16 protein-coding genes, 2 rRNA genes and 1 riboswitch are annotated in these 13,646 nt (G+C 48.3%); of the genes, 16 read left to right on the forward strand and 2 right to left on the reverse strand.

The window, feature by feature from the left end:
- Window positions 1-129 (forward strand): 23S ribosomal RNA (locus BM200_RS28060); the annotation flags it as partial.
- 97 nt (window positions 130-226) lie between these two features.
- Window positions 227-343 (forward strand): 5S ribosomal RNA (gene rrf, locus BM200_RS28065).
- 46 nt (window positions 344-389) lie between these two features.
- Here the strand turns inward: rrf and BM200_RS28070 are convergent.
- Entirely contained in the window at window positions 390-920 is a 531-nt protein-coding gene (locus BM200_RS28070; RefSeq protein WP_091190479.1) for a hypothetical protein, read from the reverse strand.
- A gap of 182 nt (window positions 921-1,102) precedes the next feature.
- Between BM200_RS28070 and BM200_RS28075 the strand changes: the two genes are divergently transcribed.
- The 10 genes from BM200_RS28075 to rsmI all read left to right on the forward strand — a co-directional run bounded on the left by BM200_RS28075 (window position 1,103) and on the right by rsmI (window position 8,428).
- Window positions 1,103-1,294, forward strand: a complete 192-nt coding sequence (locus BM200_RS28075; protein WP_091190481.1) for a sigma factor G inhibitor Gin — start codon at window positions 1,103-1,105, stop codon at window positions 1,292-1,294.
- Between the two features lie 88 nt (window positions 1,295-1,382).
- A complete protein-coding gene (locus tag BM200_RS28080) occupies window positions 1,383-2,861 on the forward strand; it encodes an aminotransferase class I/II-fold pyridoxal phosphate-dependent enzyme (RefSeq protein WP_091190482.1) in 1,479 nt (492 codons plus the stop codon).
- 108 nt (window positions 2,862-2,969) lie between these two features.
- A complete protein-coding gene (tmk, locus tag BM200_RS28085) occupies window positions 2,970-3,623 on the forward strand; it encodes a dTMP kinase (RefSeq protein ID WP_091190485.1) in 654 nt (217 codons plus the stop codon).
- Window positions 3,624-3,682: 59 nt separating this feature from the next.
- On the forward strand, window positions 3,683-4,012 hold the full coding sequence (locus tag BM200_RS28090) for a cyclic-di-AMP receptor (RefSeq protein ID WP_012772016.1): 330 nt from the start codon (window positions 3,683-3,685) through the stop codon (window positions 4,010-4,012).
- Window positions 4,013-4,028: 16 nt separating this feature from the next.
- Window positions 4,029-4,472, forward strand: a complete 444-nt coding sequence (locus BM200_RS28095) for a YaaR family protein (protein WP_091190487.1) — start codon at window positions 4,029-4,031, stop codon at window positions 4,470-4,472.
- Between the two features lie 20 nt (window positions 4,473-4,492).
- Window positions 4,493-5,470 (forward strand): DNA polymerase III subunit delta', encoded by a 978-nt coding sequence (gene holB / locus BM200_RS28100; protein ID WP_091190489.1) that lies wholly within the window; start codon window positions 4,493-4,495, stop codon window positions 5,468-5,470.
- Window positions 5,471-5,474: 4 nt separating this feature from the next.
- Window positions 5,475-6,284 (forward strand): PSP1 domain-containing protein, encoded by an 810-nt coding sequence (locus BM200_RS28105; protein WP_091190491.1) that lies wholly within the window; start codon window positions 5,475-5,477, stop codon window positions 6,282-6,284.
- Between the two features lie 32 nt (window positions 6,285-6,316).
- A complete protein-coding gene (locus BM200_RS28110) occupies window positions 6,317-6,736 on the forward strand; it encodes an initiation-control protein YabA (RefSeq protein WP_091190494.1) in 420 nt (139 codons plus the stop codon).
- Between the two features lie 115 nt (window positions 6,737-6,851).
- The gene (locus tag BM200_RS28115) at window positions 6,852-7,502 is read left to right on the forward strand and encodes a tRNA1(Val) (adenine(37)-N6)-methyltransferase (protein ID WP_245773186.1); all 651 of its coding nucleotides are present in this window, start codon (window positions 6,852-6,854) and stop codon (window positions 7,500-7,502) included.
- A 44-nt stretch (window positions 7,503-7,546) separates the two neighbouring features.
- Window positions 7,547-8,428 (forward strand): 16S rRNA (cytidine(1402)-2'-O)-methyltransferase, encoded by an 882-nt coding sequence (gene rsmI, locus BM200_RS28120; protein ID WP_091190498.1) that lies wholly within the window; start codon window positions 7,547-7,549, stop codon window positions 8,426-8,428.
- A 122-nt stretch (window positions 8,429-8,550) separates the two neighbouring features.
- Here rsmI and BM200_RS28125 read toward each other — a convergent pair whose 3' ends face one another.
- A complete protein-coding gene (locus BM200_RS28125; protein WP_028609554.1) occupies window positions 8,551-8,805 on the reverse strand; it encodes an AbrB/MazE/SpoVT family DNA-binding domain-containing protein in 255 nt (84 codons plus the stop codon).
- A gap of 274 nt (window positions 8,806-9,079) precedes the next feature.
- Between BM200_RS28125 and BM200_RS28130 the strand changes: the two genes are divergently transcribed.
- The 4 genes from BM200_RS28130 (at window position 9,080) to rnmV (ending at window position 13,644) form a co-directional block, all read left to right on the forward strand.
- A complete protein-coding gene (locus BM200_RS28130) occupies window positions 9,080-10,375 on the forward strand; it encodes an HD domain-containing protein (protein WP_091190501.1) in 1,296 nt (431 codons plus the stop codon).
- A 30-nt stretch (window positions 10,376-10,405) separates the two neighbouring features.
- Window positions 10,406-11,179: a TatD family hydrolase gene (locus BM200_RS28135; protein ID WP_091190504.1), complete on the forward strand. Its 774-nt coding sequence runs from the start codon at window positions 10,406-10,408 to the stop codon at window positions 11,177-11,179.
- A 183-nt stretch (window positions 11,180-11,362) separates the two neighbouring features.
- A riboswitch (cyclic di-AMP (ydaO/yuaA leader) is annotated at window positions 11,363-11,571 on the forward strand.
- A gap of 239 nt (window positions 11,572-11,810) precedes the next feature.
- Window positions 11,811-12,947, forward strand: coding sequence for a resuscitation-promoting factor (locus BM200_RS28140; protein WP_175533068.1), 1,137 nt, complete (start codon window positions 11,811-11,813; stop codon window positions 12,945-12,947).
- Between the two features lie 151 nt (window positions 12,948-13,098).
- On the forward strand, window positions 13,099-13,644 hold the full coding sequence (gene rnmV / locus BM200_RS28145; protein WP_091190506.1) for a ribonuclease M5: 546 nt from the start codon (window positions 13,099-13,101) through the stop codon (window positions 13,642-13,644).
- Window positions 13,645-13,646 lie beyond the last annotated feature (2 nt).

Below are 13,646 nucleotides of genomic sequence, written 5' to 3' on the forward strand. Positions count from 1 at the left end.
GAAGCCCCCCTCAAGATGAGATTTCCCAATTAGTAAGACCCCTTGAAGACGACGAGGTTGATAGGTTCGGGGTGGAAGCACAGCAATGTGTGGAGCTGACGAATACTAATCGGTCGAGGGCTTATCCTAATTAATACGAAGTAGTTGTACTTCGAAAGCATAGGCTTTGAACTTAAGGAATTCAAACTTTCGCATCCAGTTTTCAAGGCGCAAATAACGCCTTACGTTTGGTGGCGATGGCGGAGGGGAACCACGCGTTCCCATACCGAACACGACCGTTAAGCCCTCCAGCGCCAATGGTACTTGGACCGCAGGGTCCTGGGAGAGTAGGACGTCGCCAAGCAACGAGAAGCCTGTCGCATTTATGCGGCAGGCTTTTTGTTTTGTCTTTATTGATGATAATATGAGGCTTCATTTCTTTGCAGGCGGAGAATACCGTCTTTACGCTGCTTGCGGAAGGCAAGGGATAAGAGCATCCGGGGAACGATGAGCCATAAATGCCAGCAGAAGACGCTGATCAAGAGCGATGACTGAATCCATGGATACATAACAGCGACAGCACAGAGACCAATCCAGAAGAGATGGCGATGTACTCGGCGATATAAAGAGAGACGTATATCATTGGCTGGTTTGAACCCAAACCATGGTGGAGTGATTCCCCAAACCCAGCGCCGGTCCACGGCATCTTCGACACGTATAAAGGCAAGCAGCAGAATAATAAGATGGATGACTTGAACGATGGCAAATCCGAAGAGCCAGCTGAACAGACCGTCCATGCCGTACATCAACAGCTGAAAAGCAAGAAAGATAGCTGCAATAAGGATATGACTATGGACTAGCTCAGAACGGATAACCTTTCTTCGAACAAGCTGATATTGATATATCGTGGCTGCTTGCTGCTCCGATAATGATTGACGCATGTATGACTTCCCTTCGTACTGTTGAAGTTACTTCTTAGTATATCGGCAATTTGGGATTCACCAATTAGGCGGATGCTGCATACGATATAGAAATATTTGAAATGGGCTATGAAACAAGTATAAACCGCTAGAATATATGCCATAATAATAGCTATATAGGATGACAGAAAGGCGGGAATGCTATGGTAGAAGATCGCCAGCTTCACTGTATTATTTGCGGGGAGAATAAAGCAGAGGGTGAAGGAATCCGCATTGTATCGGAGTTTATTTGCGAGACATGCGAATCCGAGATGGTGCGTACAGATGTAAAAGACGCTAAATATCCTTTCTTTATTCATCAAATGAAACAGATATTTATTGAAAAGAACGCTTGAGCGGATTCTTTAATAGGATGCCGCTCTTTTTTTGTGCAGAAATCCGTTACAATAGATGAAAATAGATAGAAGGGACGCTTTATTTATTATGAACCAATTGCAGGCCCCTTTATTTGAAGCATTGGTACGGCATTATGAGAGCGGTCCGGTAAGTTTCCATGTGCCGGGTCACGGTTATGGGCAAATATACGAGCATGAACATTCCATAGAGAAGAAATGGTTGTCTACCATTATGAAGCTGGACGCAACCGAGTTGTCGTCCACAGATGATCTGCATCATCCGGAATCCTCAATAGCCGAGGCGCAAAAGCTTGCAGCACAGTGCTTTGGTGCGGAGGAGACTCTTTTCCTTGTTGGAGGCAGTACTTCAGGAAACCTGGCGATGATTTTGGGGGTATGTGAGCCAGGCGATTTGATTATCGTTCAACGAAACGTACATAAGTCGGTCATCAATGGACTGAGGCTGGCAGGGGCTAGTGCGGTGTTTCTAATGCCGCGGATTGATGAGGAGACTGGACTGGCTACTATACCATCCATAGAGAATATGGAGCATGCCCTTCGGCTGTATCCTGAGGCTAAAGCGGTTATGCTGACAAATCCGAATTATTATGGCATGACTACGAATCTGACAGAGTATGCGGAGCTTGTTCACCGCTATAATAAGCTGCTGTTAGTTGATGAGGCGCATGGCGCCCATTTTGGGCAGCATCCTTCTTTTCCAGAGTCAGCGATAAAAGCAGGGGCCGATGCTGTCGTTCAGTCGACTCATAAAACATTATCTGCCTTGACGATGGGGGCGATGCTCCATATGCAGGGTGACCGAATTCCAAAGGAATCTATAAGGGATGTGCTTGCTGCGATTCAAAGCTCTAGTCCATCGTTCCCCATTATGGCCTCACTTGATGTTGCGCGCGTCATGGTGGACCGATATCAATCTGACTGGTTTGAACCGGGTGTTGCTTCCGCACAGGCGTTCAGGGACTGGCTAGATAATGGGGATGGGGCATTAGAATGTCTACATGCGGGGCAAAAGTCGGCAGCATACGATAAGCTGGACCCGCTAAGAGTCGTACTGTGGGATGCTACGGGTACTTTAACCGGTTTCGAGCTGCAGAAGAAATTAGAGGAGCAAGGCTGCTGGGCGGAAATGGCGGATCTCAGGCATGTTGTCCTTGTTTGGGGTAGTCGTACTGGCGATGACGAAAGAAAAAAGCTGCAAGCTGTATGCACCCAAATTGAGCACTGGATTAAGGAAAGCCCTTCAAAGAATAGAGAGACAAAAGTTTCAGCAAGCATTTATAAGGGTAATGGTACTCCAAGCCTATTGAACCCGGTAAATTGGAACCGTAAAAAGAGGGAGCATCATAGAATACCATTGGTAGATGCGGAAGGTTTGGAGGCTGCAGAGATGGTCATTCCATATCCTCCTGGTATACCGGTTATCTATCCGGGGGAAATACTAACGAAAGAACTTATCCTGTATATTTCGACATTAGCTGAGACGGGAGCCAAATTTCAGGGGGCAGTCGACAGTAGCATGCAGACAATTGCCGTATATTCTCGCTAATTAGGTGAAAATAATGGTACAAGGGTATTCGCTTTGTTAGAACTTTGTTAGAATATATACTATACACAACTATAGTTATGATTAGCTTAGGTTAGGAGCCATACAAGGTTGAATAAGGGAATTTTTATTACTATAGAAGGCGGCGAAGGTGCCGGCAAAACAACACTGATTGAGCAGCTGGCGCATACGATGCAGCAGCGGGGCAAAGCCGTTATTACGACCCGCGAGCCGGGCGGCATTCCGATTGCGGAGCAGATCCGTTCCGTTATCCTCGACCGCAGCCATACAGGTATGGATGCCAGGACGGAAGCCTTGCTCTATGCAGCTGCAAGACGCCAGCATCTGGTCGAGAAGGTCATGCCGGCACTTGCGGACGGTCAGATTGTCATCTGTGACCGTTTCGTAGACAGCAGCCTTGCTTACCAAGGTCATGCGAGAGGTCTTGGGATGGATGAGGTATGGTCGATCAACCGGTTCGCGGTGGATGGAGCAATGCCTCAGCTTACGATCTACATGGATATTGATCCGGAGGTTGGTTTAGAACGGATCAGATCCGCAGGGGAACGCGAAGTCAATCGCTTGGATCTGGAATCGCTTGCTTTTCACCAGCTTGTGCGAGAAGGCTATCAGAAGCTGCTTAAGCGGTTCCCGGATCGGATTGTGCAAGTAGACGCAGGAAAAGCTGCGAATGTTGTGCTGGAAGAAGTTATTTTGACGATTGACCGCAGATTTAAAGGATTTTTCGCAGCTGATGTGCAATAAACAACGTAGGAATGACTTTGTGCCTGTTCTATTAACCTAACGAAATGGGAGGAATGAGGATGAAATTAGTCATTGCGATTGTACAAGATAAGGACAGCAACCGACTGTCAAATGCTCTTGTGAAGGATGGATTCCGGGCAACCAAGCTTGCAAGTACGGGGGGATTCCTTCGTGCCGGCAATACAACCTTTATGATTGGTATAGAAGATGAACGTGTTCATGAAGTGCTGCAAGTGATCAGCTCGAATTGCAAGGTGAGAGATCAATTGGTAACGCCGGTATCTCCAATCGGTGGCTCGACCGATTCGTATATTCCTTTCCCTGTAGAGGTGCAGGTAGGCGGCGCGGCGGTATTCGTCGTTCCTGTTGAGCGATTCGAACATTTCTGATGGGGCGTGTTGAGCGATGAAGATCGATCAAAGCTGGCGTCCGCTTGGCCAGAACCGCACAGGCGGAGATACGGCTGCGAAGCCGGCTCCGACTAGAAGCTTCTCCGATGCAATGGTACAGCAAGACGCTCTGCGGACGCAGGAACAGCTGCAGCAGAAGCTCGATGAGATTCATAGGCAAGGCGAGCGTCTCGCCAGGACTATGACGGTCCGCGAGCTGAAGATGTACCGGCAAATGGTAAAGCGATTCCTCGAGGATACGGTTAGACGCGGAATCGGGCTGAAAGAGCTGCGCGGTTTTGATCGAAGAGGCAGGACCAAACGATACAAGCTGCTGGATGAGATAGATTCGGCGCTGGTGTCGATGGCCGAGGAACTGCTGGATAGTGAGCAGGGCAGAATTGAGCTGCTTGGCCGGATCGGAGAAATTCGCGGACTTCTTATTAATTTATTGTTTTAAGAAAGGGTAAGGAATAAGCAATGAGCATGGAACAAGTAGCCGGCCAATGGAAAGCAAAGCGGATATTAAAGCATGCGCTGCAGAGCGGAAAGGTATCGCATGCTTATTTGTTCTACGGTCCTTCCGGTACAGGAAGAAAGGCTATGGCAAGAGCCTTCGCTAAGGCACTGTTTTGTACAGAGGGCGGAGATGATGCTTGTGATCGTTGCTTGGAGTGCCGGAAGTTCGATAATGGGAATCAGCCGGATTTGCTGACCATTACACCGGATGGGCAATCCATCAAGATTGATCAAATCCGCGAGCTCCAGAGGGAGCTTGCATACAGGGGGAGCGGAACTTCACAAAAGGTATATATTGTCGAGCGTGCGGAGACAATGACCCTTCAGGCAGCAAACAGTCTGCTCAAGTTTTTGGAAGAGCCGCTTTCCCCTATTGTTGCCATACTGATCACGGATAATGGACAAGCTGTATTGCCGACGATCCGTTCAAGAGCGCAGTGGGTGCCATTTCTGCCATTCTCCTCAAGCGAAATGCTGCAGGCATTGGTGGATGAAGGTGCCTCGCCGCTTCTGGCTCGTGCAGCTGTGCAGCTGAGCTCCGGACTTGACGGTGCTAGAGAGATTATCCAACAGAATCAGTTTGCAGAAATCAGAAACGTAGTGATACAATTAGGGAAGGAGAGTCTGACCCGATTCACCGCGGGAATGCTCACCGCCCAGCAGCAATTTTTCAAAACGGACCTGGCAGGTGAGGCACAGCTATTGTTGTCTCTATTTGTATTATGGTTCAAAGACATGATTCAATTTCAGGCCGGAAGGCAGGAAAGTATTGTTTATATAGATCAGTTGGACTGGATAAGCAAGCATGCGTTTAACCGCCCGATCGAGAGTTGGATCTCTTGCATCGAGCATACCCTTGAAGCGGGTAAGCGAATACGTTCCAACGTATCCCCGCAGCTTGCTATCGAGCAACTATTGGTAAACCTACAGGAGGGCTAAATCCTTGTATAACGTCGTCGGTGTCCGCTTTAAGAAGGCGGGCAAGATTTATTACTTCGATCCGGCCCTGCACCCCGTGGACAAGGACCAGCATGTTATTGTCGAAACGGCCAGGGGGATCGAATATGGTAAAGTCGTGGTTGGACAGAAAGAAGTCGGTGAATCGGACGTCGTCCTTCCGCTAAAGAAAGTGATCCGGATTGCCAGTGAGGTAGATGCGAAGGTCGTGGAAGAGAATCGCGCTGCCGCGAAAAACGCATTCGCTACCTGTTTGGAAAAAATCAGGGATCACCAGCTGAAGATGAAGCTGGTTGACGTGGAATTCACATTTGACCGCAACAAAATCATCTTCTACTTTACAGCAGAAGGAAGAGTCGACTTCCGGGAGCTTGTAAAAGATTTGGCCAGTGTGTTCCGTACACGGATTGAGCTTAGGCAAATTGGTGTACGTGACGAAGCGAAGATGCTGGGAGGCATCGGACCATGCGGACGCGTATTATGCTGTTCGTCCTGGCTCGGAGATTTCGAGCCGGTATCAATCAAGATGGCCAAGGATCAGAACTTATCGCTCAATCCTACGAAGATCTCGGGATTATGCGGCCGTCTCATGTGCTGCTTGAAATTCGAGCATGACAATTATGAAAGCGTGCGGGAGGAGCTTCCTTCCGTCGGCAAGATTGTCGTCACGTCTTATGGCGAAGGCAAAGTAACGGGCATCAACGCTTCCACGAAGTCTGTGTACGTGCAGTTGTTCGATGTGTCGGGTAAACCGAAGGAGCTGCCGCTCGACGATGTGGTTGTGAAGGAACAATGAACGACTACGTTTGAAAGCTCTGGGGTGAAAGCTTGGAGAACAAAGAAATCTTTAATCAAATGGAGCAATTAGAAAGCCAGATGGGTAATATTCATGCTCATATCGGCGTTCTCAAACAGCGGGTCAAAGAACTGCTGGAAGAAAATCAGCAGCTAAGTATGGAAAATGAACAGCTGCGCAAAATATTGAAACGCGAGACGTCGCCGAAGCCAAAGTCTGCTGCTAATCGGAATGAGGGACAAGCTGCACAACAGCCTGTCCGTCGGGAGATTGCAGCGCATGCGGAGGAAGATACGGTTAACGATACATCGCAGCAAGCCGGTCTCGTCGGTGAGGCGCATGATAATTTGGCTAGGCTGTATCACGAAGGATTCCACATTTGCAACGTATACTACGGGCATTTGCGGACAGAAGGAGATTGCTTGTTCTGCTTATCCTTCCTTAATAAATAACAGAACATTGTATGCATACCGTCCTTGCTTTTGAGGGCGGTATCTTTATGTTAGGGGAGTTAGGTCAAAGGTGCAGGAAGTAAAACTGGAACCAAATGAACGAATTGACGATTTGATGACGGAGACGGGGCTGCACATTATTCAAAGCCGGGAAGTATTCAGCTTCTCCCTTGATGCTGTGCTATTGTCCAAGTTCGCTACGATTCCGAAGGGCGGACGCATTATTGATTTGTGTACCGGCAACGGTGTTATTCCGATGCTCCTCACGACCAGGACGAGTGCTCGGATTGATGCGGTTGAGATCCAGCCGAGACTTGCTGATATGGCAAGGCGTAGTGTTGAGATGAATAACTTGTCAGAGCAAATTTCTATAATAGAAGCAGATCTGAAAATATTCGCAAAAGAAGCGGGTAATGGTATTTATGACGCCGTTACGGTCAATCCTCCATACATGGCGGTAAAAGCGGGCGACTCCAATGAAAATGAGCACTATGCGATTGCGCGCCATGAAGTACACTGCACGCTGGATGACGTTGTTCATGCCTGTGCAAGGCTTGTCCGTTCCGGAGGAAGGGTCGCGATGGTTCACCGGCCATCCCGGTTCATTGATATTATAGAGACGATGCGGAAATACCGGCTTGAGCCGAAGCGTGTGCAATTTGTTCATCCGAATGCGCAAGGAGAGGCCAATATGGTGCTCATTGAAGCCATACGTGACGGTAAGCCGGAGCTTAGGCTGCTGCCGCCGGTTTTTGTCTATGAATAAGAGGCGAGCAGTCAGCTGCTTTACAGATGAGAGGGAGCGCACAGATGGTACAGATACAAAAGAGCTTTAAAGAGCAGACGAAGTACGGCACTCTATACCTGGTTGCAACACCAATCGGCAATCTGGAGGATATGACCTTCCGGGCGATCCGGACGTTAAAGGAAGTACAGCTTATCGCTGCAGAGGATACCAGGCAGACGCGCAAGCTGCTTACGCACTTCGAAATCTCTACCAGACTAGTCAGCTATCATGAGCATAATAAACAGGCTAGCGGCAGCGAGCTTATCCGTCTATTAATAGAAGGGCAATCTATTGCTTTGGTTAGTGACGCGGGCTTGCCGGCTGTGAGCGATCCTGGAGCTGATCTGGTAGCCGATGCGGTAGAGCAGGGAATTCCTGTTGTACCGATTCCAGGGGCTAACGCAGCATTATCGGCCTTGATCATTTCGGGATTGCCGACAGACCGATTTATGTTTACCGGGTTCCCGCCAAGAGATAAGAAGCCGCTTGCGGAATGGCTGATCCGTCTGCAGCATCAAGAAGGGACTTTGATGCTGTATGAATCTCCTCACCGCCTCAAGAAGACGCTGGATGCGATGCTGGAGCACTGGGGCGACCGGCGGATTGCGATGGTAAGAGAGCTGACAAAGCGCCATGAGGAAGCGGCACGAGGGACGATCTCAGAATGTCTGGCCTTTCTGGAGGTGAATCCGCCTCTCGGAGAATATTGTCTTATAGTAGAAGGCGCGGCTTCAGGAGCGGGTGATCTAGCGAATAACGGAGAGACTTGGTGGGGTTCACTTGAGCTTGAGCAGCATGTGGCCCATTATGAGAACGGAGGCCTGGACCGTAAAGAAGCGATAAAAAAAGCGGCACAGGACCGCGGCCTGCCAAAGCGGGATGTCTATAACGCAGTAAACCGTTAGTTTACTGCGTTATTTGGGCAAAAAAAGACCTTCCTGGCCGGGTTCTAGCACAGGAAGGCATCAAGGAGTATAAAAAGGTTAGAATTAACAAGTTGGTGTATTTCTATTATAACCTATATTTCTTATTTTGTCACAGGAGTAGGCATCTCTGATAAACAAATATGGCAAACAATTTTGCCTTTGAAGTAAGAAACGTTTTCTGCATTGCCGCAGAAGATACATGCAGGCTCGTATTTCTTAAGCATGATGCGCTCACCGTCTACATAAATCTCCAGAGCATCTTTCTCGCCAATTCCAAGCGTACGGCGCAATTCAATAGGAATAACTACACGACCTAATTCGTCGACTTTACGAACAATACCAGTAGATTTCATCATGATTTTGTTTCTCCTCTCAGGAAATTACATTTCGTCACTATTCGACATAGTTTTTCTTTTTATGGCTACTATAATACCAACGATTCCCATAATAGTCAACCGAGAAAGTCCTTGATAGACCTCGATTTATAGGAATTTGACTCTATAGCATGGTCATATTAATCTTACTATAGAATACATCAGCTTCGACAATTTGGAAACTATTTTACGACACTGTTCGACATTATATCATAGTTTTGTGTCGAAACCATGAACAAAGGAGTTGAAAGGGCGAATGAATCAGCAGCTGACCGAAGAGAAAGTATTTAAAGATCCGGTGCACAAATATATTTACGTGCAGGATCAAACAATATGGGATTTGATCAATACGAAGGAGTTTCAGAGGCTTAGACGAATTCGCCAGCTAGGAACCTCTTATTTGACGTTTCATGGCGCAGAACACAGCCGTTTCTCCCATTCGCTTGGGGTTTATGAAATAACGAGAAAAATCATTTCCCAGTTTGAGCGTAACGAGTATCCCGGCTGGCCGCAGGAGGAGAGGCTTCTGGCTCTATGCGCAGCGCTCCTGCATGACGTTGGTCATGGGCCTTTCTCCCACTCGCTGGAGCAGGTATTTGACACGCATCATGAGCAGTGGACTTGTGCGATATTACTCGAGGATACGGAAGTAAACCGCGTGCTGCGGCGCGTCTCGAAGGACTTCCCGGATAAGGTGGCCTCGGTCATCGGCAAGACTTACCCGAACCCGATAGTCGTTAGTCTCATTTCCAGTCAGATGGATGCAGACCGAATGGACTATTTGCTGCGAGATGCCTATTTCACGGGTGTTAACTACGGCAATTTTGACCTGGAGCGGATACTGCGTGTCCTGCGCCCAGTACAAGGCAAAATTGTCGTGAAGGAAAGCGGGATGCATGCCATTGAGCATTATCTGATGTCCCGCTATCAAATGTATTGGCAAATCTATTTTCACCCGGTAACACGGAGCTCGGAAATTATTTTGCGGCAAATTACCCGCCGGGCGAAGGAGTTGTACGATAATGGCTACAGCTTCGCATGGATGCCCGGACCGATTAATAAGCTTCTCGATGGAACCATTGCCGTACAAGATTATTTGAAGCTGGACGAGGCGTATATGCAGACCATCTTCTCCCTATGGACAGAGGAGCAGGACAGCCTTCTTGCCGAGCTGTGCGACAGGTTCCTTAACCGCCGTCTATACAAATACATCACGCTGGATGATCCGGGGGACTCTTTATTAGAAGAAGCCGCCGGGCAGTTCATTGCCATCGGTCTTAACCCGGACTATCATATGGAAATTGATTTTCCATTTGACCAGCCATATGACATTTACCGCCCGGATGCGAAAAAAGGCGGGAAAGAGGAGAAAGCGCCGATTCTGCTGTTAAATGAAGATAACGGCTTAAGCGAAATATCGGTAAAATCCGACATTGTCCGCTCCATCAGCGGTCTGCACCAGGGACAGTACCATATCTATTATCCGGTGGAGCCTCTCCTTGCTGCGGCTGATCAGTTAAGCCCTGGAGTGAGAGAGCTATTCAAAATTTAAATTCTTATATAGAAGGAGATTGCATTTACGATGATTTCTTTATTCGACACACATACCCATCTGGACTCTTCGCAATTCGACGGCGACCGCACGGAGGCCATTGAGCGTGCACGTGCTGCCGGTGTTGATTTAATGCTCAATATCGGCTTTAACCGGGAGACGATTCCAACGACGATGGAGCTTGTGGAAAAATATGATTTTATATATGCAGCGATTGGCTGGCATCCGGTAGACAGTGTTTTTATGGAGCCGGGAGATCTCGAATGGATTGAGCAGCTGTGCTCCCATCCCAAAGTAGTGGCGATAGGAGAAATTGGACTCGATTATCACTGGGACACGTCGCCGAAAGACGTCCAGCACAGAGTGTTTCGGGAGCAAATCCGGTTAGCCAGGAAGGTGGGCAAGCCTATCGTTATCCATAACCGGGATGCTCATGAGGATATCGTTCGTATCCTGAGGGAAGAAAAAGCTTCTGAAGTAGGAGGGGTCATGCACTGCTATTCCGGCAGCTGGGAAACAGCCAAATTATGTCTTGATATGAACTTCTATATTTCGTTTGGAGGACCGGTCACTTTCAAAAATGCAAGGGTGCCAAAAGAAGTACTTTCGAAGGTTCCGCTTGAACGTCTGCTCATTGAAACGGATTCCCCTTATTTAGCACCTCATCCATTTAGAGGAAAGAGAAATGAGAGCTCTTATGTGTCTTTGGTCGCAGACGCAGCAGCCGAGATAACAGGAAAATCTAAGGAGGAAATTGCAGTTATTACAAGCACAAACGGTAAAAAATGTTTTGGTATTGTTTAAAAACGGATTAAAACCGCTGAAATAAAGACTATAGCGGCGATAAAACTCTTTTTACTTGTTGGAATCGCCCTTTTTTGCCTTCAGAATGCTAAAATTTCGTTAAAATCGTCTTTTAACGCATCTTTACAATTGTACGGTCAGGAAGGTATGATTTTTCTCAGAGCTTTAACTTTTGTATTGGATTTCCAGTTTACGCTTAATCTCCGGAAGCGGAGAGCGGGGGAACCAACGTCGGCAGATGCATGGTTAAGACGACTTAGAGCATCGGCGGCGCATTGAATTCTTCAGGGGTGAATTTTGCGGCGATTGCCATGAGCATTCGATCCGTGGATAGGGCAGCTCTCTCGCCCGAACCCGTCAGCTAACCTCGTAAGCGCGTATAGAGAGCGATCAACCTCGTGTATTCACCTTTTCCTGAATGTTTGATTACCCAGGAAGCCACGATCAGATCCTCTGTCGAAGGCTTCTTTTTATTTTCGATTCATGCGGAAATAGTCTTTCGGTGGGTAGATCTGGAGGTGAGAGGCCGTAACACTGGAGCGTGCTTGTCACGCCAATATACTTAATAGTCGCGTCAATAGTATCATGCGTAACAGATTGGCGGCGGGGCTATGAAGGAGGACCGATTGAAGTGGGAATGATCCAAGCTATTAAGGAGACCCATGGGAAGCGATCATCCAGCATGACTTTCGCAATGCGATGGAAGCATGAAAATTTGCGTTTAATTGTTCTGAGTGCAATTATCTCAATCGCTATGACTTTCATGTTTTTGGTGTTGTTGTACGGATCGGCTGATAAGAGCGTATCCGTAGTAGTGAATGGACAAGAGACTGTTGTGAAGACAAAACAATGGGTCCTGCAACGCCTACTGGATGAACAAGCTATAACGGTAGGACCATATGACGAGGTATCTCATCCTCTGAATGCGTCCATCAAAGACGGAGATCGCATCGAAATTAAGGTGGCGGTTCCGGTTACCGTAAAAGCAGATGGCAAAACATCGACGGTGTACACGACAGAGAAAACAGTACAGGCGGCGATCGGGAAATTAAATATTCCTGTTCGCGATCAAGATAGGGTTACCCCATCTCTGGAAACTGCGGTCTCGAAGGCGATGACGGTTACCGTTACCCGCGTCGATACCAAAGTGTCAGAGATAGAACGGACTTTGCCGTTCTCGATCGTGAAGAAGCAAGATCCAACCCTCGAGACAGGGAAGGAAAAGCTGGTTCAAACCGGCAAGAACGGCGTCGTCGTCGAGCGAGTGGAGAAGAAGTATGAGAATGGTGTTCTCGTTTCCTCCAAGCTGGTCGACAAGGTTGTCGAGAAACATACGGTCAGTCAGGTCGTAGCTATCGGTTCGAAGAAAAGCGTACATACGCTCTCGGCCGCGAGCACCGCCTCGTATTCGAAGAGCGGCGTAACGTTTAAAGCGAAGAAGATCCTGAAGAACGTAACCTTAACCGCTTATACAGCAGGGGTAGCGTCTACGGGCAAAGATGAGAGCCATCCGGGGTACGGCATTACGGCTTCCGGCGCGAAAGTGAAGGAAGGCCGCACGATTGCGGTTGATCCGGATGTTATTCCAATCGGCTGGTGGGTATACATTGAAGGCATCGGCTTCCGCAGAGAGGAAGATACGGGCAGTGCCATCAATGGCAACAAGATTGATGTTTACTTCGACAGCACAAGCTATGCCAATAAGTTCGGCCGGAAAAAAGGGTATACTGTATACGTGCTTGGACCAACCAAGCCAACCGCGAGCTAAAGGTTTCCCGCTATCGTATTTCATTGATAAATATGCCATTATAAGAAGAGGCGCTGCCTCTTCTTTTTGTGCGTATGGATAGGATAAGTAGGCTGCATTCTTATGACGCAGCAAGAAGAGCGAAAGTTGCTGGAGAAAGGAATGTTCGCTTGTGATTAGGGAAATTATTGTGGTGGAAGGCAAATCCGATACAGTTGCCGTGAAGCGGGCTGTTGAAGCGGATACGATTGAAACAAATGGCTCTGCGGTTGGCGAGGAAGTATTGCGCCGAATCGAACTGGCGATGGAACGCAGAGGCGTTATTATATTTACAGACCCGGATCATGCGGGCGAGAGAATCCGCAAAATTGTTGCACGGCGTGTGCCGGGCTGCAAGCATGCTTTTCTGCCGCAGGAGAAGGCGATGTACAAGGGCGATATAGGAATCGAGAACGCCAGTCCTGAAGCAATCCGTCAGGCGCTCTCCGAGCTTCGCACAGAGGAAACCTCGGGAACAGGGGATATTACCTGGGAGGACCTGATGGAAGCGGGCCTGATCATTCATCCGGATGCGGCAAACCGTCGTCTGGAGATGGGTAAGCTGCTTGGGATCGGGTATGCGAACGGCAAGCAGTTTTTCAAACGGTGTACAAGCTTCCGCATCTCCCGCGAAGAGTTCGCAGAGGCGCTGCGTACAATGGAACAAGGACAGGAGTGATC

Origin of the sequence: Paenibacillus catalpae, assembly GCF_900112695.1 — a bacterium.
GTDB classification, from domain to species: domain Bacteria; phylum Bacillota; class Bacilli; order Paenibacillales; family Paenibacillaceae; genus Pristimantibacillus; species Pristimantibacillus catalpae.